Raw genomic sequence first — 19,063 nt, 5'->3', positions numbered from 1 at the left:
CCGATGGCTCAGCAGTTCAACCTCAACCAGCCCGGCCTACGCCACGATCCGCAGTGGTACCGCAAGGCGGTCTTCTACGAGGTGCTGGTCCGCGCGTTCGGCGACTCCACGGGTAGTGGCTCGGGTGACTTCGGCGGTCTGATCAACCGGCTGGAATATCTGCAGTGGCTCGGGGTGGACTGCCTGTGGCTGCCGCCGTTCTACGCCTCCCCGCTGCGTGACGGCGGTTACGACATCGCCGACTACAAGTCCGTGCTGTCCGACTTCGGCACGCTGCCGGAGTTCACTGAGCTGGTCTCGCAGGCGCACGCCCGCGGTATCCGCATCATCACCGACCTCGTGCTGGGCCACACCAGCGACCAGCACCCGTGGTTCCAGGCCTCCCGCAGCGATCCCGAAGGTCCGTACGGCGACTACTACACCTGGTCCGACACCGACGAGAAGTACGCCGACGCGCGCATCATCTTCGTGGACACCGAGGTCTCCAACTGGACCTTCGACCCCATCCGCCGTGAGTTCTTCTGGCACCGGTTCTTCTCCCACCAGCCCAACCTCAACTACGAGAACAAGGCCGTCCAGGAGGAGATGTTCGACATCGTCCGCTTCTGGATGGACCTGGGTATCGACGGGTTCCGCCTGGATGCCGTGCCCTACCTGTTCATCGAGGAAGGCCACAACGGCGAGAACCATCCCAAGACCCACGACTTCCTGGTCGATCTGCGCGAGATGGTCGACACCGAGTTCCCCGGGCGCGTGCTGTTGGCCGAGGCCAACCAGATGCCGCACGAGGTCGTGGACTACTTCGGGACGGCCGAGCGCCCCGAGTGCCACATGTGCTTCCACTTCCCGGTGATGCCGCGCCTGTACTACGCGCTGCGCGAGGAGAAGGCGACCTCGATCATCGAGGTACTGGCCGACACCCCGGCCATCCCCGAGGGCACCCAGTGGGGCACCTTCCTGCGTAACCACGATGAGTTGACCCTGGAGATGGTGACTCCGGAGGAACGCTCGGCGATGTACGGCTGGTACGCCCCCGACACCCGGATGCGCGCCAATGTCGGCATCCGGCGACGGCTGGCGACCCTGCTGGACAACAGTCGCGCCGAGATCGAACTGATCCACGCGCTGCTGCTCTCGCTGCCCGGCTCACCCTGCATGTACTACGGGGACGAGATCGGGATGGGCGACAACATCTGGCTGGAGGACCGCGATGCCGTGCGCACCCCCATGCAGTGGTCACCGGACCGAAATGCCGGTTTCGGCACGTCCGACCCCGGCAAGCTCTACCTGCCGGTGATCTCCAGCCTCGTCTACCACTACAACAACGTGAACGTGGAGTCCGCCATGGGCAGCTCCTCCTCATTGCTGCACTGGGTCCGCGAGATGCTCGCGATCCGCTCGAGTTACCCCGTCTTCGGCCTCGGCGACTTCACTGTCTGCGAAACGGACAACGACGCGATTCTGGCGTTCACCCGTTGCGTCAGCGCCCGCGACGTGGAGGTCAACGAGGTCGAGGTACCGAACGTGGTGTGTGTCAGCAACCTGTCCAGTCGTCCGCAGGCCGTCACCGTCCAGGCCGGTGAGCGCTTCGCCGGGGCACGGCTGCGCGATCTGTTCGGCGGAAGCTGGTTCCCACCCCTGGATGAGTCGGGGAACGCCACGCTGACGCTGGGCTCGCGCGACTTCTTCTGGCTGCGCATCCAGGGCGCTGACGACTGAGCAGACCCCATCGGCTGTTCCGCGTTGGCGTGTCGACCGCCGCATCGTGGCGGCAAGGTGACGGACGGTCGCGATCCAGTGATAATCGACGGATGGCCATCGTGTACGAAACGACACTTCAGCCCTCCAAACTCGATCTGATCGGCCGGTGGATCAGCGATCAACGCTGGTACACCGGCAAGGCACATGCGCCGGTCCTGGAACGGGTCGGTTTCTACCGATTCGATGACCCCGCCGGGCAGGTGGGCATCGAGGTCCTGCTCGTGGCCGACAGCGGTGGCGCCGGCGAGCCGGTCGTCTACCAGATCCCGGTCACCTGGCGCGCCGAGCCGGACCCGGAGTTGGCGCACGCGCTGATCGGCATCACCGAGCACGGCACCCTCGGCACCCGGTACGGCTACGACGGCTGCCACGACCCGGTATGCGCCGCAGAACTGCTGCGCTGCGTCATCACCGGAAGCGCCGAAGTGCCTGTGCAGGTGCAGTCCGCTGACGGCACCGTGCGCGACCTTCCCACCGACGTCCGCGTCAAGGGCAGCGGCACACGCCACGCCCTGATGCCGCGGATCGTGCGAAGTCGCGTGCTGGCCGGCGAGCAGTCCAACACCTCGATCATCTACGAGGTAGTCGACGAGCACGACACCCCTTCATCGTGGATCCTGAAGATCTTCCGGGTGCTGCACGACGGTGAGAACCCCGACGTCATCCTGCAGTCGGCCCTGTCGCGAGAAGGCAGCGACCAGGTGCCGGGCATGCTCGGATCGGTGCAGGCCACCTGGCCCTCGCCTCAGCCCGGCGCAGAGAACCACCAGGGCCACGCATTCTTCGTCCAGGAGTTCCTGCCCGGGGTGCAGGATGCCTGGCGCGAAGCGGCCGCGGCGGCCGTCGCGGACACCGACTTCACCCGACCAGCGCGCGACCTCGGCGCTGCGACCGCGAAGGTGCACGCAGCCCTCGCGGGCCTCTTCGAAACCCACCCCGCAAGCGCCGCCGACGTCGCGCGGGTGACCGACGGCATGCGCAGCCGTTTCACGCAGGCCTGCGAGCACGCACCCGAGTTGGCAACGCACGTCGAGCGATTCACCGCGCTTCTCAATGCTGCGGGCGAGACCGCCTGGCCTGCGCTGCAGCGGATCCACGGCGACTACCACCTCGGGCAGGTGCTGGACGTCCCGAGCCCAACGGGAAACCGGTTCGTCCTGCTGGACTTCGAGGGTGAACCGCTGCGCCCGCTCGCCGAGCGCAACCAGCCGGACTCGCCGCTGCGCGACGTCGCGGGCATGTTGCGCTCCTTCGACTACGCAGCCGGTTCCGCAGAGCGCGAGACCAGTGCGGACCGGCGCAGCTGGGCGACCGCGACCCGCTCGGCATTCCTGGACGGCTATGCCGCCGGGGGCGGGTTGGACCTGCAGGCATACGCCGCGATTCTGGACGCGTTCGAGATCGACAAGGCGAGCTACGAGATCGAGTACGAGGCACGCAACCGACCCTCATGGCTGGCGATACCGACCACCGCAATTCTGCGGCTGCTGACCCAGGACCGGCCGGTCGCCGATCCGCAGGAGCACGCCCGACCCGCCGCCCCCGCCCCGAAGCTGGACCAGCATGAGGCTGATGCGCTGCTGATGGGTGTGCACCGCGACCCGCACAGTGTGCTGGGCGGACAGACCGATGAGCACGGACCGTTCGTGCGGGCGCTGCGACCGTTCGCGGCCAGCGTCCAGGTGCTGTTGGAAGACGGATCGCGGACGACGCTGAACCACGAGTACGAGGGCATCTGGTCCGCGCGACTGCCGGTCGCTCAGCTACCCGACTACCGCCTCGTCACCACGTACGAGGACGGCTGGGAACACGTACAGGACGACCCCTACCGGTTCCTGCCGACGCTCGGTGACATCGACCTGTTCCTGATCGGTGAAGGTCGCCACGAAGAACTGTGGAAGGTCCTCGGAGCGCACACCCGCTCCTACGACGGCCCGCTCGGGCGGGTGCACGGCACGTCGTTCGCGGTGTGGGCGCCGAATGCCAAGGGCCTGCAGGTGATCGGCGACTTCAACGTCTGGAACGGTGACGCGCACGGGATGCGCCAGCTGGGCAACTCCGGCGTCTGGGAGCTCTTCATCCCCGATGTCGCGCCAGGTGCCAGCTACAAATTCAAGGTCTGCTGCGCGGACCGGGTATGGCGCGACCGCGCCGACCCGATGGCCCGCGCCTCCGAGACTGCACCGGCGACCGCGTCGATCGTGACGGCGACCTCCTACGACTGGGGCGACGAGCAGTGGTTGACCGCGCGCGGCGCCGTCGATCAGCACACCCGGCCGATGAGCGTCTACGAGGTGCACCTCGGCTCCTGGCGGCAGGGCCTGTCCTACCGGGATCTGGCCGAACACCTGGTCAACTACGTACGCGACCTCGGCTTCACCCACGTGGAGTTCATGCCCGTCATGGAGCACCCGTACCCGCCGAGCTGGGGGTACCACGTCACCGGTTACTACGCGCCGAACTCCCGGATGGGAAACCCCGACGACCTGCGTTTCCTGATCGATGCACTGCACCAGGCCGGGATCGGCGTGATCCTGGACTGGGTGCCCGGACACTTCGCCACCGACGAGTGGGCGCTGGCGAAGTTCGACGGCACCGCGCTGTACGAGCACCCGGACCCCCGCAAGGGGTGGCACAACGAGTGGGGTTCCTACGTCTTCGACTTCGGCCGCCCGCATGTGCGTAACTTCCTGGTCGCGAACGCGCTGTACTGGCTGGAGGAGTTCCACGCCGACGGGCTGCGCGTCGACGGGGTCGCCTCGATGCTCTACCTGGACTACTCGCGCAAGGACGGGGAGTGGATCCCGAACATCTACGGCGGTCGGGAGAACCTCGACGCAGTGAAGGTGCTGCAGGAGACGAACGCGACCGCCTACCGCCGCAACCCCGGCACGGTGATGATCGCCGAGGAGTCGACGTCATGGCCCGGCGTCACCCAGCCGACCGACGCCGGCGGGCTCGGATTCGGATTCAAATGGAACATGGGGTGGATGCACGACTCGCTGGACTACATGTCCAACCCGCCGATCTACCGCAAATACCACCACGGTCAACTCACCTTCGCGCTGGTCTACGCGTGGAGCGAGCAGTTCACCCTGCCGATCAGCCACGACGAGGTCGTGCACGGTAAGGGCTCCCTGCTACGCAAGATGCCCGGCGAGCGGTGGGAGCAACTCGCCAACCTGCGTGCCTACATCGCCTACATGTGGTCCCACCCCGGCAAGCAGCTGCTCTTCATGGGCCAGGAGTTCGCCCAGGAAGCCGAGTGGGCCGACGGTCGCAGCCTGGACTGGTGGCTACTCGATCAGCCCGCCCACTACGGCGTGCACGCGCTGGTCAAGGACCTGAACCGGCTCTACCGCGAGCATCCTGCGCTGTGGGAGTTGGACAACGAGCCGCGCGGCTTCGGCTGGATCGACGCCGACGACGGCGACCGCAACACGTTGTCGTACCTGCGGCACGGCACGTCGCCGCAGGACGTCGTCGCCGTGGTGGTCAACTTCAGCGGCACCGAGCATCTCGACGTACGTATCGGTCTGCCGAGCGGCGGGGTGTGGCGCGAAGCGTTGAACACCGACGCCGACATCTACGGCGGCGGGGGTCGCGGCAACCTCGGCACCGTGACCGCCGAGCCGGTCCCGATGCACGGTCAGCCGTTCTCGGCGAGCATGACGCTGCCTCCGCTGGCGGCGATGTGGTTCATCCCCCAAATAACCGAGCAGCTGCCGGTGTCCGACACCGACATTCAAGGAGCATGACGATGGCGCAACCTCGAGCCGGCCAGCCTGCCCAGCCTTCGGACCTGGTCGATGTCGCCCATTTGGTAACGGCGTACTACAGCCAGACCCCCGATCCGGAGAACCTGGACCAGCAGGTCGTTTTCGGCACCTCGGGTCACCGGGGATCGTCGCTGAAGTCGGCCTTCAACGAGGCACACATCCTCGCCACGACGCAGGCCATCGTGGACTACCGCCGCGACCAGGGGTACGACGGGCCGCTCTTCATCGGTCGCGACACGCACGGCTTGTCCGAGCCGGCATGGGTGACCGCGTTGGAGGTGCTGGTAGCGAACGACGTTCAGGTACTGGTCGACAGCAAGGACTCTGTGACACCCACACCCGCGGTGTCACACGCGATCCTGCGCGCCAACAAGGGACGTACGACGGGCAGCGGCCTGGCCGACGGCATCGTGGTCACGCCCTCACACAACCCGCCGCACGACGGTGGTTTCAAGTACAACCCGCCACACGGCGGACCTGCTGACAGTGCGGCCACGAAGGTCATCGCTGCTGCTGCGAACGAATACCTGAAGTCAGATCTGCGGGGTGTGCAGCGGGTGCCGTTCGCCAAGGCCCGTGCAACGGTTTGCGACTACGACTTTCTCGGCACCTACGTCGACGACCTGCCCAACGTGCTCGATATGGCGGCGATCAAGGATGCCGGTATCCGGATCGGCGCCGACCCGCTCGGCGGCGCGGCGGTCTACTACTGGGGCGAGATCGGGCAGCGGCACGGGTTGGACCTGACGGTCGTCAACCCGTTGGTCGACCCGACCTGGCGTTTCATGACGCTGGACTGGGACGAGAAGATCCGGATGGACTGCTCCTCCCCCTTTGCGATGGCTTCGCTGATCTCGCAGAAGGACAAATACGACATCGCGACCGGCAACGACGCCGATTCGGACCGGCACGGCATCGTGACGCCGGATGGCGGGCTGATGAACCCCAACCACTACCTCGCGGTCGCCATTCAGTACCTCTACGGTGGCGCGCGACCGAACTGGTCCAGCGACCGGGTCGGCAAGACGCTGGTGTCCTCCTCGATGATCGACCGCGTCGTGACATCGATCGGGGCGACACTGTGGGAGGTGCCGGTCGGTTTCAAGTGGTTCGTGCCCGGCCTGCTCGACGGATCGGTCGGCTTCGGCGGTGAGGAGTCTGCGGGCGCCTCGTTCCTACGCTTCGACGGCACCGTGTGGACCACCGACAAAGACGGTCTCCTCCTGGCGTTGCTGGCCTCGGAGATCCAGGCGAAGACCGGCAAGTCCCCCAGCCAGCACTACGCGGAATTGGCGGAGAAATTCGGCGCACCGTCGTACGCGCGGGTCGACGCACCGGCGACGCGGGAGCAGAAGGCCAAGCTGGGCGCCCTCAGCGGATCCGATGTCACCGCCGATTCCCTTGCGGGAGAGCCGATCACGGCGAAGCTGACCGAGGCGCCAGGTAACGACGCGGCGATCGGGGGGTTGAAGGTCACGACCGAGAGTGCGTGGTTCGCAGCCCGCCCGTCCGGCACCGAAGACGTGTACAAGATCTACGCCGAGTCGTTCAAAGGCCCCGAGCACCTGAAACAGGTGCAGGACGAGGCACGCGAGATCGTCTCGGCGACTCTGGGCAATTGAGCGTGCCGGACCCGAATTCCATGGGGCGGCTGTTCGTCGTCACCGGACTGGCTGCGGCTGAGCCGACGATGGTCGGACAGTCGCTGGCGCAGGCTCTGCAGAAGTCGATCTGCATCGACGGCAGGAATATCGATGCGATGGTGACTGCCGGCCGGATGCCGGTGGGCTCACCACCGACCGTCGGCGGCCTGGAGCAGCTGTATGCGCGATACGCCGGGGCGCTCACCCTGGCAGAGGTCTACCGCGTCAACGGCTTCGACGCTGTCGTGAGTGAAACGGCGATCGGTGAGTACCTGGCAGATCTGCTCGACCTCGCCGACACCGGACCACTGCATCTCGTGGTGTTGCACCCCTCGCGGGACGCTGTCCTGGAGCACCGTTCGTCGCAGGCGCTCAGTGCGTACGGCGGCAACGAGAGTGTCGAGAATCAATGGAACGAGCTGGAGTTCAACACCCGGCGGTCCGGTCTGTGGATCGACACCAGCACCATGACGCCCGCACAGATCGTGGTGCACATCCTGCGTAATCTGCGCGACGCGACGGTGGCGCCGGTCAGCTGAGCAGGGCCGCCTCATCTCGCGCCCACAGACCCGTCAACCCGCGGAAGTGCGCGATGAAGCGGTCGTGCTCGTGCTCGGGATACGTCGAGCGTACGGTCGAAACCAGCAGCTCGTCGAACGCGGGTGAGGTGACCCAGTCCAGCACCATCGCGTCGACGCCGGGCATCGACTCCGCCACGAACGCCCGGTATTTCTCGACTTCGAAATATTCATCGCACAACCGCTGGTAGGCACCGAGCTTGCTGTTGTAGTCACTGTCGTCATCGGCGATGTCGAACCATGGGGCCGTGTCGACCTGGGTCTTGCCCCGACGACCGGTAACGGCGCAGTAGACCGACCACTTCAGCAGCGACTTCATCGCCCACGGGAAGTAGTAGTGCAGGGACGTGAGCGCGACGTCCGGGCAGGCATTGGCGTAGTCGATCGGGTAGGCGACCCCGTCCTTGATCAGCATCTCGCAGCTGTTGAACTCCCACCGGAAGAACGCATTCACCGTCTGCGCGATCGTGGCAGTCTCGGCGCCCATCTCGCGACTGAGGAAGTCGTGCGACACGGCATACCGCTCGTGCATCGGCAGATCAGGTCGGAAGTTCATCACCATGGTTTCGGGCCCGATGGTGAGGGCGCGCGCAAACACCTCGAAGTTGTCGACCGAAGCCTGCAGATGCATCAGCATCTCGCCGGACTCGTCGTAGGCGCGTTGCAGATCGGCTTCGTCCCGGATCATCGAGACCCCCCGCCATGCCCCACCGTCGAAAGGCTTCATGAACATCGGGTAACCGACCTCTCGCGCAATGGCCGCGAGATCGAAGGAATTGTTGTATTTCTTGGACGTGTAGGCCCACCGCACATTGTCGAGCGGGTTCTTGTAGGGCACCAGGACGGTTTCGGGCACATGCATGCCCATCCGCATCAGAGCGCAGTAGGCCGAGTGCTTCTCCATCGACTGGAAGGTGAAGGGACTGTTGAGCAGATAGACGTCATCCATCAACGCGACCTTCTTCAACCACTCACGCGGGTGGTAGTACCAGTGCGCGAGGCGGTCGATGACCAGGTCCGTGCTGGGCTTGGCCCGCAGATTGAACGGCTCGATACTCAGTCGGTCGGTGCGCAGCTCGTGGGTCTCGCCGTCGTACTGCACCGGTCCGAGCAGCGTCACGAGTTGCTCGAAGGCACGGGGCCAGTCCTCTTCGGCGCCCAACAGCAGTCCGATCAGGTGCTCAGACATTCCGCGACTCCTTCGATTCTCACCGCGTCTTCTTCACGGCGAATATTTCGCTGCCCATGTTTCGCTGCCCATGGTTCAGCGCTTCGATGTGAGAGCGCGGTACGGCCGCGCCTGCTCATCGCGAGCTTACGGTCGCGGCCCCGAGTGGGTCACCTCAGCAGGATCGAATTGCTCGCTGCGGTACTGCTCGCGTGTCCGGGGTTGGTGGCGGCGTAGTCGCGCAACTGGCCCTCGGTCATCCGGTGGATGTAGTCGGCGTTCGTCCTGCTGAGTGGATCCATGACGAGGTAGTAGGTGCCGTTGAAACCAAGGACCGCCACCCAGTGCGACACCGGGCCGCGCACATCTGCCCACGGCAACTTCGAGGCGTCGCCACCAGCGATGGACGGCTTTCCGGCTCGCGCATCGACCAGCGTGTCGTCGATTCCACCGTGCCAGGCGCTCAGCCCGTAAGAAGCGAATGCCTTCTCGAAGTCCGCGAACTCGGTGCCTTCGCCATTGCGGGCTGCAGTGTCTCCCACGCCCATGGCGCCGTACCGGAAGTCGTTGATCGCGACGGCGCGGGTCGCGATGTTCCACTGCCAGCCGGTCGGAGCGACTCTGGCCATCTCGATCATCAGCGCGACTGCCGATGCCGGACCGCAGTTGGACCACTGTGCCGCGCCGGTGCCGCGCTGCAGCAGTGGGTAGAGCGCTCCAGAGGTCTTAGCGGCGAACAACGTGCGCCAGGTGGTGATGCCCGTCCAGTCGACCGGATTGATGCCGTGACCCACCTGGAAGGAACGCACGTAGGACGTGGTGATCGCGTTGTATGTGGTGCTCATCGCCGGAGCGGTGCCGCCGAACCAGTAGCCGTGCTTTTCCAGCAGTGTCTGGATGGCGAATGACCGGTACGTATTGGCGCCATCACCAGTGGTCGGGGTCAGTTTCGACAGCGTGGCGTCGTCGCCGACACCGGTGACCGGTAGGTGCATCTTGCTCTGGTAGGCCGACACCGCAGCGGCGGTCGACGCCCCGAACGTGCTCTCCCAGTTGGTCTTCAACCCCGCCGAGAGCAGCAGGTACTGCAGCGCACGAACGTCTTGCCACGGTGCCCCATCGGCGACCGTTGAGAAAGAAGTCGCGTAGTGGTTCGGCGAGCTCAACGCCCGGGCGGCAAGTGTTTCGTGACGGCTGTGGGCCGCGCCGGCGGTGGTGGATTGCGGCGGTGTAGCGGCGGTGGAGCCCGGCGCGCAGACACAGGCGAGCGCCCCCGCACCGAGGATCGTGACCCCGCTGATCAGACGACGGACAACAGATACAGGCATGGTTTCGCGAGATCACTTTCGCAGGCGGCGTGCTGGAGGCATCGGGAGCATAGAGCATTTCCTTATTTGCTCGAGGACGGTGCCCGGCATGTCCGCACCCCGACGGCGAAACCACCCTGGGAGCGCCGGCGAGGTCAGCCCTCCGGGCAGAAGGCTTCCCCAGATGTGAGCTCCGGGTGTATCGGGCCCGGTCGGTCGCGCAACGAGATCGCCTTGCCATCGCGTAGGACACACACCACTTCGGCCAGGATCGACACGGCGATCTCAGCAGGGGTGTCGGCGGCGATATCGAGCCCGGCCGGCCCGTGGATGGCGTCCTGCGCCGCCTGGGACACATCGTGCTCCAGCAGCCACTGCCGACGCTTGTCCTGACCGGGCCTGGAACCCATCTGGCCGATATAGGAGATATCGGCGGCCAGCGCGGCGGCGAGTACTGCGCCGGCAACCTCGACATCGTGACTCGTGACGACGACCGCGTCTGCCTGCGCCACGCGAGCCAGCGCCTCCTCGGCAGTAGCTGTCGCGTGCACCTCCCACCCGAGTAGCTGCGCGATCGCCACCAGCTTGTCGCGTACCGGTCCGTCTCCTACGACCAACAACGTGTCCATACCCGTCACCGTATGCCCCCGGGTCTGGTCAGGTGGCAAGTTCGATGGCTCCCCAGGCGATGAGGATGACCGCCACCGGTAGGCCGATCAGCGTGGCCAGCTCCCACCCCGAGGCCGGAACCATGTCGGCGCCGGTGCGCGGGTCACGCACGCGCGTCGATCGGCGCTGCACCACCAGTGCAGTGGGTGCGCCCACCAGCAGTCCGATGATCAGCGACACCATCCAGGTCGTCCGAAAGATGTCTCCCCCAGCAGTTGGGCAAGCGCACCTTGCGCCACGAGCCACCCGGCTACCGCGCCGAACAGCGCAAGAATGATGATCGGCCACCGAGGATTACGGGGTCGATCCGCGGTGATCAGATCCGCGTACTCACGCGGCGGACCGAACGCTTCGCCCGGATCTTCACCGGTATCAGCGACATGGCTCTCCACCTGCGCCACGATCTCGCCGATGCGGTCCCCATCCACGTCTCTCATCCGAAGCGCGAGGATCAGCGATTGACGGTAGTCGGCCATCGCGCTGTCAGCTCTGTATGCGGTCATCGCCTGCTCCTTACCTCGGGGAGCAGACTGGCTGCCTGCTCGGTGAATTCGTGCCAGGCGACTGTTCGACGGTGCAACGTCCGCGCGCCGAGTGGTGTGATCTCGAAGAATTTCCGGCCCGGACCGCCCACCCCTGCACGCCACGACGAGACCAGTAGTCCGTCTGCCTCCAGTCGGTTCAAAACGGGGTAGAGCGTGCCGCCCTTCACGGTTCCCAGTCCTGCCGACTTCAGGTGCTGCGCCACCAGGTAGCCGTAGGTCTCACCGTCCGCCACCGTCGACAGCACCGCGAGCGGCAGTACCGCTCGGAGCCATTCAGTAGGCAACTCATCGGACGTCATCACTAGACACTATCGATAACTAGTCAGTGACGCAACATAGATCACCAGACACACCGTGCCGAAGGTCACGCACCGCGTCAGCCGATGGGTGGGTAGCTCGCTGGCTCAGCTCCAGACGTCGCGCAGAAGTGCCGTCAACGTAGGGTCGAATGCAGTGCGCCACGACGAATAGTCGTGCCCACCTGCTACCTCGGTCAGTACCGCCTCGACCCCGACACCGTCGAGCGTCTGCGCCATCAGGCGGTTGTTGTGGAGGTTCTCCTCACTGGACCCGCAGGTCAGCTCCACGCGCAACGGTGCCGCGCGAAGGCCGGTCCCGGTGACATCGGCCACGGCTGCCGCGATGCGGTCGAAGTAGGCGAAGTTGGACTCCTGCGCATCTGTCTCTGGGGTGAAGAACGACCCCGACTGGGCGAACACCGCGCCGACCCGGTCATCGGACAAGCCCGCCAGCACCGAGGTGAGTCCGCCGAGACTTGCGCCCATGACGATCACCGGCCGGCGCACCGGGTATGACTCCTGTATCGCGCTCAAACCCGTCGTGAAGGTACGCAGATAACGCGGCGACGCCGAATACCACTGGGTGCGGCGGCGTACGTCGGCCAACACGACCCGCATCGGCGGTAGGTCGCGAGTGGCGAGCCACTCCAGCAACCCCGCCTGCGCGTCGTACGCGGGACCGTCATGCACCCAGAGCAACGGTGCCGGCTCCGTGTCCGACAAGGTCGGCGGACTGCATACGGTCACGTGCGACGGTTGCCTGAAGGCACTCGGCAGTTCCCGTGGCGCGCGCAACCACTCGTGCGGGTTCGACACCAGGTCGGTCGAACTCAGTAGAGCGCCGACATCAGCGCCGTCCGCGCTTTCTTGACCCGAGGGTCGGCAGCGCCCACCACGTCGAAGAGGCTGAGCAGGTGCTGACGGGCCGCATTGCGCTCGTCGCCCGTTGTTGCTTTCACGAGGTCCACAAGGCGGACAAAAGCGTCCTCGACATGGCCGCCGAGAATGTCCAGATCCGCCACGACGGTCTGCTTCGCGACGTCGGCCGGTGCCTGGGCAGCCTCGGCGCGCGCGGCATTGAGATCCACCCCGTCGGTGCGCTGCAGCAACCGCACCTGGCCCAGGCCGAGGGCTGCTTCCTCATCGGCCGGGTTCGCGGCCAGCGCCTGCTCGTACGCGATGACCGCCCCGTCGAAGTCACCCGCCTCGATGGCAGTGAAGGCAAGCTCGTGCAGCGGGGAGATCTCGGGCTCCGCAGCCTGATCGGTAGGCGCGGCCACCTCACCGACGTCGACGCGCCCGGTGATGCCGTTGGCAGCGGCAGCCTCCAGCACCTTGTCGAAGACGTCGCGTACCGCATCCTGCGGCTGATCTCCGGAGTAGAGCGGCAACGGCTGACCCTTGACCAGCGCCAGCACCATCGGTACCTGCTGGACCTGGAGTGCCTGACGGATCTGCATTGCAACGTCGATATCGGCGATCGCCAGTACCAGACGTCCGGCGTACTCACGCACGATGGTGGCCAGCAGATCGGTGTGCTCACGGCTCGCCGGACGTGCGCCGGAGTAGAGCGCGAAGATCACCGGCACATTCATCGACTGCTCGACAGCATCACCGAATGTGACGTCATCGACCTCGCTGACCAGGGGATCGGGCCCTGGCGTACCGGCCTGTTGCTGACCCGGTCCACCGGTAGCACTGGGGCGGGAGGCAGGTCGGGCGGGCTTCTTGGCCAGCCCGGACAAATCGATGGCTCCGCGCAATGAGGCTGGGGTGAAGGGCTGATCGCTCATAGGCCCATTCTGTCGTGTCTGTGGCAATGGTCCAACGTGGGCGGCTACACCGCGAGGAGGGGCGGCTCACGCATCGCCTGCTACCCAGCGGATCCAGCCGCCGTGCGGGTCGGTATGAGCGAGTACCTCGCTTCCGTTCTCCACCAGCCGGAAACCTCGACCGTCATCACCGGCGGTCAGCGGCAGTATTGCGGGCGCCTCGTGGGAAAGCCAGTGCACGCCGAGCTGGTCGACGACGCGGGCGAACGCAGCTCGCTTGCCGGCATCGACGTAGGCGAGGACCGCGGAATGGAATACGACGACGGTCCCGGCCTCGCGGGGTACTTCTGCGACGAGTTCGGCGAGATCGTCAACGAGATCCCCACGCTGCACGATCGGTGGATCGCGACGAGCTGCAGCCACAGCGGCGCGCAGCCGATCGGCGCGGTCCTGCTGACCCGGCCAGACGAGACACTCCAACCACTGCATGTCCACGTCGCTGGCGAGGTCCAACGGATTCAGGTCCAGACCGCGACGCCAGCTGACGGTAGGCACCGCCGTCGGCACGGGCACCGGGCCTTCGATGCTGCACCGAAGAGTCGGGGCGACAGGATCGAGCCCGCTGATGCGATGTCCGTCGTAGTCGTAGGAGTACCGGTCCGGCAGTAGCGCCAGACCCGCCGACGCACCGACTTCTATCAGTGCCAACGGTTGCGGCAGCCGCGCCAGCGCGGGTAACAACGTCGCGCACCGGGCAGCCTCGTTCGTCTGCGTGCGGCGCTGCAGCATGACGTCACGCAACGGATCACCATCCTCGAGCACGAGGTTGCGCAGGCTGTCGGCGATCGGCACATCACTCAGCAGGTAGCGAGCAGCAGCGAAGAGCAGGTTGGGTTGCCGTTTGTCTGTGGGCAACGACGCGAGGAAGCGGAGAACGACCTCGTCGCCGGCGACGGCCCTCGCGAGCGACTCATAGGCCGGCGACCGACCGGCAGCCTCCCGTTCAGCAAACCGGAGGTAGTTCTGCGCCGTATCGACCGTTGGGTCCAGCCCGCCCATACCGCCATGCACCGCGGACCGCTCGCCGTCTTCGTCCATCACAGTTTTCTACACCCGGACATTCGCGACCCGCGATGTTCTCAGCAGACCCGGTCCGCCGCTGCGATCTGCTGTTGAGAACCTGGTTTTACCGTCGACCCCGGCACCCGATCGCCGAGAAGACTTCCGATGACCCGCCGGCAGACGAACCGGGCTCGCCTGCCTGAGCACCGGTCAGAAGCGGGCCGGCTCCCGGTAGGTGCCCCACACATCACGTAGCGCATCGCAGATCTCGCCCATCGTGGCCTCGGCTCGGGCAGCGGCCAGCATCGGTTCGATCAGGTTCTCGGTGCCCAGCGCGGCGGCGGTCATCACTTCGAGGGCCTCGCGCACCCGCGGCCCGTCCCGGCCAGCCTTGCGCTCGGCGAGCGCCCGCACCTGCTCGACCTCCACCTCGTGTGAGACACGCATGATCTCCAGGTCGGTAGCGAGGGATTCGGTGTGGCAGTTCACTCCGACGACCTTCTTCTCGCCCTTCTCCAGCGCTATCTGGTAGGTGAAAGCCGCCTCGGCAATTTCGGCCATGAACCAACCGTCCTCGATACCGCGCAGCAGACCCGAGGTGATCGGCCCGATCTCATGAGCAACGGCGCCGTCCGGCTGCTGGTCCTTGCCCTGCACACCCATCGACCGGATCTTCTCGAAAATGGCCTCCGCCTCGGCCTCCAACCGGTCGGTCAGCGCCTCGACGTAATAGGACCCACCCAATGGATCGGCCACGTTGACGACACCGGTCTCCTCCATCAGCACCTGTTGGGTGCGCAGAGCCACTTCAGCCGATTGGTCCGAGGGCAGCGCCAGAGTCTCGTCGAGGGCGTTGGTGTGCAGCGAGTTGGTGCCACCCAGCACCGCAGCGAGCGCCTCTACCGCGGTACGAACCACGTTGTTCGTCGGTTGCTGAGCCGTCAGCGACACGCCCGCGGTCTGAGTGTGGAAACGCAACCACTGTGCCTTCTCGGTCTTCGCGCCGTACACATCGCGCAGCCATCGCGCCCAGATCCGGCGGGCGGCCCGGAACTTCGCAATCTCCTCGAAGAAGTCGATGTGGCTGTCGAAGAAGAACGACAAGCCGGGCGCAAATACATCCACGTCCAAGCCACGCGACAATCCGAGTTCGACGTAGCCGAAGCCATCGGCCAAGGTGTAGGCCAGCTCCTGAGCGGCCGTCGATCCGGCCTCCCGGATGTGGTAGCCGGACACCGAAAGTGGTTTGTATGCCGGGATCTTCGCGCTGCAGTACTCCATGAGGTCGCCGATCAGCCGCAGATGCGGCTCGGGACCGAAGAGCCACTCCTTCTGAGCGATGTACTCCTTGAAGATGTCGGTCTGCAAGGTGCCGTTCAGGGTGGTGATGTCGACTCCCTGACGCTCGGCCGCCACCAGATACATACAGAAGGCCGGTACCGCAGGCCCACTGATCGTCATCGACGTCGTGACCTCACCGAGCGGAATGTCGGCGAACAAGGTCTCCATGTCCGCAGCGGAGTCGATGGCGACCCCGCAGTGCCCGACCTCGCCCAAGCTCAGGCCGTCGTCGGAGTCGCGGCCCATCAGGGTCGGCATGTCGAACGCAACGGAGAGCCCGCCACCGCCACGCTTCAGAATCATCTTGTAACGCTCGTTCGTCTGCACGGCGTTACCGAAACCGGCGAACTGTCGGATTGTCCAGGGGCGACCGCGATACCCGGTGGCGTAGAGGCCACGGGTGAACGGGTACTCCCCCGGCCAGCCGATCGCCTCGGGTGCGTCACCAGAGGCAGGTCCGTAGACGGGATCGACCGGTGTTCCCGACAACGTGGTGAAATCCGCGTCGCGTACCTTGCCCTGGGTCTGGGCGGCGGCGAAGCGGTCCTGCCAGCGGTGGTAACCCTGGCTCGACTCGCGGTTGTTTGTCATGTGATCCAGGTTACGTGTACGGGTCACCCCTGCGTTGCTGCTGGGTCAGGTGGATTCAGGCTGCCGCTCTACGCTGCGCAGCGTGAAGGACAAGAGCGCTCGGCGTGCGGACATGGAACGGCGCTGGGAGCTGCGATCCTGCGGCCGGCACGGCCACCTCACCTACCAGCCTGATGAGAGCGAACTTGCCGACCGGCTCCGAGTGGACACCGCGCAGGGCACCGCATGGCGATGCCTACGCTGCGGTGACTATGCGCTCGGTCCAGCGGCGGGGTCCGGCCCAGCCGGCGACGCGCCGGTGCCACCTCGGGGCAAAGCCCTACGCGATGAGTTCGTCATCAGACTATTGGCCATCGAGCGACTGGTCCGCGGGCTGTTCCTGGTCGCCGCGGCGTATGCCGTGTGGCGCTTCGTCGGGGCTCGCCAAACCGTGCAACAAGTCGTGGACCGTGACCTGCCGGCGGTTCGCGACCTGTCGAACAGGACAGGGATCGACTTCGTGGACGCGGCGCCCACCCGTCTGCTGCAACATGCGCTGAACGTCGGCCACACCACGCTGGTGCTGCTCGCGGCAGGAGTCCTGGCCTACGGCCTCCTCGAACTGGTCGAAGGCTACGGCTTGTGGATCATGAAGCGGTGGGGAGAATACGTCTCGGTCATCGGGACGTCGATCTTCCTACCGCTGGAGATCTACGAACTTGCCGACAAGGTCAGCGCGCTGAAAGTCGCGACGTTCTTGATCAACCTCGGCGCAGTTGCGTGGTTGATCTGGACCAAGCACCTGTTCGGAGTGCGTGGCGGTCGGGTGGCCTTCGAGCAGGAGCGGGAAAGTACGTCGCTGCTCGAGATCGAAGAGTCGGCTGCACAGGCCTGAGGAATCAGCCAGTTCCATCGGTCCTCAGCGGGCGGTACCGATGGCCTGCACGCTCAACAGGTTGACCGAAGCTTTAGCGCACCCGGTGACACCGGGGACCGGCAGGTACAACGCCCGCTTATTGCCCGGAGGATAGATGCGCAGTCCACGGGTGGGCACCGGCTGACACCGGTCGGCGGGATAGTTCTGCGCAACGGCAACACGCAACTCGAACGTGGCGCTCTTTCCGGCACTGACTCGTACGCCGATCGGTGTCTGCGCAGTGTCGCGCGCGGCCGCCGCACCGACCTGCCGCCCGGAGCTGCCCGCCACGAGGCTGACGCCCGGATACCCATTCAACGTGCAGGTGGCAGAACTGCTGTTCCGCAGGGCTATCCGGTAATAGTTCGACCCGGCTGCGGCACTGCTGCCCACAATCGATGCCCGCAGGGCGCTCGTCGTGCAACGCCCACTCTGCTCGACCGCAGGTGACAAGCTCAGCGGTGGGGAACTCGTCGACGATGACTTTGTCGCTGCGGAACTGGTGCTGCTGCTGGGTTGCTGCGAGGAACTGGCCGCGGGACGTGACGGCGCGGTGCTCGTAGCCGTCGACGTGGTCGTCGCTGTCGCTGTTGCAGAGGTGCCCGATCCACTTCCTGAGCTGCATCCGGTGAGCACCGCAACAGCCCCGATCGCGGGTGGTATCCAGGAACTCCGATGTCGAAAGCTCACAGCGCCTGCACCAACTCATCGGCTGCAGCGTACGGATCGGTCCGGCCGTCGACGACCTGTTCCGCGAGGTCGGCCAGGTTCTCACCGCGGTGCGGGTCCGACATCCTGGCCCGCAGCGTCCGCACGGCAATTGCGGCGATCTCGCCCTCGGCGCGGGTGACCCGCCGTGAACGCAGCTCGTCATGCTCGATCAACCAGTCATGGTGCTTGTCCAGGGCAGCCATCACCTCATCGCGGCCTTCGCCGCGCTCGGCGACCAGTTTCTCCACCGGCGGGCGCCAGAGTCCGGGTTGCGTGCGATCGCCGAGGCTGATCATCCCGTGCAGATCCCGGACGGTGATATTCGCGCCGTCCCGGTCGGCCTTGTTGACCACGAAGACATCGCCGATCTCCAGGATGCCGGCCTTCGCGGCCTGAATACCGTCACCCATTCCCGGCGCCAGCAGCACGACTGTCGTATCGGCGAGCGCAGCGACCTCGACCTCGCTCTGCCCGACACCTACGGTCTCCAGGAAAATTACGTCGCACCCCGCCGCGTCCAGAACCCGAAGAGCTTGCGGCGCAGCGAAGGACAGCCCGCCCAAGTGGCCCCGACTGGCCATCGAGCGGGTGTAGACCTGCGGGTCGAGCGCGTGATCGAGCAGTCGAATCCGGTCGCCGAGCAGGGCGCCGCCGGAGAATGGCGAACTGGGGTCGACTGCCAGCACACCGACCCGCTTGCCCCGCTCGCGGAACGCTGCGACCAAGGTGTTGGTGGTCGTGGATTTGCCGACCCCCGGGCTACCGGTCAGCCCGATGATCCACGCGTTGCCGGTATGCGGCGCCAGAGCAGCCATGACCTCGCGCAGCCTCGGGTCGGCGTTCTCCACGAGCGTGATCAGCCGGGCGACCGCCCGCGGCGAACCCTCGCGCGCCGCCTCGACCAGGGCCGGTACGTCAACCGTGCGGGACCGCATCGACAAC

Annotated in this window: 17 protein-coding genes; 5 read left to right on the top strand and 12 right to left on the bottom strand. The window is 65.9% G+C overall.

Annotated features, from left to right (window positions below):
- Positions 1-3: 3 nt before the first annotated feature.
- From treS to V3G39_06990, 4 genes are all read left to right on the top strand, one after another.
- Complete coding sequence (gene treS / locus V3G39_07005) at positions 4-1,719, top strand: maltose alpha-D-glucosyltransferase (protein XAS77782.1); 1,716 nt, start codon at positions 4-6, stop codon at positions 1,717-1,719.
- Between the two features lie 92 nt (positions 1,720-1,811).
- Entirely contained in the window at positions 1,812-5,519 is a 3,708-nt protein-coding gene (glgB, locus tag V3G39_07000; GenBank protein ID XAS77781.1) for a 1,4-alpha-glucan branching protein GlgB, read from the top strand.
- Positions 5,520-5,521: 2 nt separating this feature from the next.
- Positions 5,522-7,162 carry a phosphoglucomutase (alpha-D-glucose-1,6-bisphosphate-dependent) gene (pgm, locus tag V3G39_06995; GenBank protein ID XAS77780.1) on the top strand — a complete coding sequence of 547 codons (1,641 nt, stop codon included), beginning with the start codon at positions 5,522-5,524 and terminating at the stop codon, positions 7,160-7,162.
- 20 nt (positions 7,163-7,182) lie between these two features.
- Positions 7,183-7,722, top strand: a complete 540-nt coding sequence (locus tag V3G39_06990) for a hypothetical protein (GenBank protein ID XAS77779.1) — start codon at positions 7,183-7,185, stop codon at positions 7,720-7,722.
- On the opposite strand, the gene V3G39_06985 is transcribed toward V3G39_06990, so the two are convergent.
- The 10 genes from V3G39_06985 to V3G39_06940 all read right to left on the bottom strand — a co-directional run bounded on the left by V3G39_06985 (position 7,715) and on the right by V3G39_06940 (position 16,515).
- The gene (locus tag V3G39_06985; GenBank protein ID XAS77778.1) at positions 7,715-8,950 is read right to left on the bottom strand and encodes a hypothetical protein; all 1,236 of its coding nucleotides are present in this window, start codon (positions 8,948-8,950) and stop codon (positions 7,715-7,717) included. The two genes, V3G39_06990 and V3G39_06985, sit on opposite strands and share 8 nt — an antisense overlap.
- Before the next feature lie 149 nt (positions 8,951-9,099).
- The gene (locus tag V3G39_06980; protein ID XAS77777.1) at positions 9,100-10,257 is read right to left on the bottom strand and encodes a peptidoglycan-binding domain-containing protein; all 1,158 of its coding nucleotides are present in this window, start codon (positions 10,255-10,257) and stop codon (positions 9,100-9,102) included.
- 134 nt (positions 10,258-10,391) lie between these two features.
- Positions 10,392-10,865: an XdhC family protein gene (locus V3G39_06975; protein ID XAS77776.1), complete on the bottom strand. Its 474-nt coding sequence runs from the start codon at positions 10,863-10,865 to the stop codon at positions 10,392-10,394.
- 28 nt (positions 10,866-10,893) lie between these two features.
- A complete protein-coding gene (locus V3G39_06970; GenBank protein ID XAS77775.1) occupies positions 10,894-11,088 on the bottom strand; it encodes a hypothetical protein in 195 nt (64 codons plus the stop codon).
- The gene (locus V3G39_06965) at positions 11,076-11,408 is read right to left on the bottom strand and encodes a hypothetical protein (protein XAS77774.1); all 333 of its coding nucleotides are present in this window, start codon (positions 11,406-11,408) and stop codon (positions 11,076-11,078) included. Before V3G39_06965 ends, V3G39_06970 begins: the two co-directional genes overlap by 13 nt.
- The gene (locus V3G39_06960; protein ID XAS77773.1) at positions 11,405-11,749 is read right to left on the bottom strand and encodes a PadR family transcriptional regulator; all 345 of its coding nucleotides are present in this window, start codon (positions 11,747-11,749) and stop codon (positions 11,405-11,407) included. The genes V3G39_06965 and V3G39_06960 overlap by 4 nt, the downstream gene beginning before the upstream one ends.
- 105 nt (positions 11,750-11,854) lie before the next feature.
- The gene (locus V3G39_06955; protein ID XAS77772.1) at positions 11,855-12,565 is read right to left on the bottom strand and encodes an alpha/beta hydrolase-fold protein; all 711 of its coding nucleotides are present in this window, start codon (positions 12,563-12,565) and stop codon (positions 11,855-11,857) included.
- A gap of 14 nt (positions 12,566-12,579) precedes the next feature.
- The gene (locus V3G39_06950; protein ID XAS77771.1) at positions 12,580-13,542 is read right to left on the bottom strand and encodes a tetratricopeptide repeat protein; all 963 of its coding nucleotides are present in this window, start codon (positions 13,540-13,542) and stop codon (positions 12,580-12,582) included.
- 66 nt (positions 13,543-13,608) lie between these two features.
- A complete protein-coding gene (locus tag V3G39_06945) occupies positions 13,609-14,619 on the bottom strand; it encodes a DUF2332 domain-containing protein (GenBank protein ID XAS77770.1) in 1,011 nt (336 codons plus the stop codon).
- Between the two features lie 174 nt (positions 14,620-14,793).
- Complete coding sequence (locus V3G39_06940; GenBank protein XAS77769.1) at positions 14,794-16,515, bottom strand: methylmalonyl-CoA mutase family protein; 1,722 nt, start codon at positions 16,513-16,515, stop codon at positions 14,794-14,796.
- Positions 16,516-16,597: 82 nt separating this feature from the next.
- Here V3G39_06940 and V3G39_06935 point away from each other — a divergent pair, with 82 nt between their 5' ends.
- Positions 16,598-17,389, top strand: a complete 792-nt coding sequence (locus V3G39_06935) for a DUF2127 domain-containing protein (GenBank protein ID XAS77768.1) — start codon at positions 16,598-16,600, stop codon at positions 17,387-17,389.
- Between the two features lie 24 nt (positions 17,390-17,413).
- Here V3G39_06935 and V3G39_06930 read toward each other — a convergent pair whose 3' ends face one another.
- On the bottom strand, positions 17,414-18,046 hold the full coding sequence (locus V3G39_06930; GenBank protein XAS77767.1) for a DUF4232 domain-containing protein: 633 nt from the start codon (positions 18,044-18,046) through the stop codon (positions 17,414-17,416).
- Positions 18,047-18,096: 50 nt separating this feature from the next.
- Positions 18,097-19,056 carry a methylmalonyl Co-A mutase-associated GTPase MeaB gene (gene meaB / locus V3G39_06925; protein XAS78193.1) on the bottom strand — a complete coding sequence of 320 codons (960 nt, stop codon included), beginning with the start codon at positions 19,054-19,056 and terminating at the stop codon, positions 18,097-18,099.
- Positions 19,057-19,063 lie beyond the last annotated feature (7 nt).

The sequence above is a fragment of the Dermatophilaceae bacterium Sec6.4 genome, from assembly GCA_039636865.1.
In the GTDB taxonomy this organism is placed as follows: domain Bacteria; phylum Actinomycetota; class Actinomycetes; order Actinomycetales; family Dermatophilaceae; genus Allobranchiibius.
This window is presented reverse-complemented; position numbering and strand designations above follow the sequence as displayed.

Coding starts and splice junctions, on each gene's coding strand:
- V3G39_06945 (XAS77770.1), bottom strand. CDS start 14,619: ATGGACGAAGACGGCGAGCGGTCCGCGGTGCATGGCGGTATGGGCGGG.
- treS (XAS77782.1), top strand. CDS start 4: ATGGCTCAGCAGTTCAACCTCAACCAGCCCGGCCTACGCCACGATCCG.
- V3G39_06985 (XAS77778.1), bottom strand. CDS start 8,950: ATGTCTGAGCACCTGATCGGACTGCTGTTGGGCGCCGAAGAGGACTGG.
- V3G39_06940 (XAS77769.1), bottom strand. CDS start 16,515: ATGACAAACAACCGCGAGTCGAGCCAGGGTTACCACCGCTGGCAGGAC.
- V3G39_06970 (XAS77775.1), bottom strand. CDS start 11,088: ATGGTGTCGCTGATCATCGGACTGCTGGTGGGCGCACCCACTGCACTG.
- glgB (XAS77781.1), top strand. CDS start 1,812: ATGGCCATCGTGTACGAAACGACACTTCAGCCCTCCAAACTCGATCTG.
- V3G39_06975 (XAS77776.1), bottom strand. CDS start 10,865: ATGGACACGTTGTTGGTCGTAGGAGACGGACCGGTACGCGACAAGCTG.
- meaB (XAS78193.1), bottom strand. CDS start 19,056: ATGCGGTCCCGCACGGTTGACGTACCGGCCCTGGTCGAGGCGGCGCGC.
- V3G39_06965 (XAS77774.1), bottom strand. CDS start 11,408: ATGACCGCATACAGAGCTGACAGCGCGATGGCCGACTACCGTCAATCG.
- V3G39_06980 (XAS77777.1), bottom strand. CDS start 10,257: ATGCCTGTATCTGTTGTCCGTCGTCTGATCAGCGGGGTCACGATCCTC.
- V3G39_06960 (XAS77773.1), bottom strand. CDS start 11,749: ATGACGTCCGATGAGTTGCCTACTGAATGGCTCCGAGCGGTACTGCCG.
- V3G39_06950 (XAS77771.1), bottom strand. CDS start 13,542: ATGAGCGATCAGCCCTTCACCCCAGCCTCATTGCGCGGAGCCATCGAT.
- V3G39_06990 (XAS77779.1), top strand. CDS start 7,183: ATGGGGCGGCTGTTCGTCGTCACCGGACTGGCTGCGGCTGAGCCGACG.
- pgm (XAS77780.1), top strand. CDS start 5,522: ATGGCGCAACCTCGAGCCGGCCAGCCTGCCCAGCCTTCGGACCTGGTC.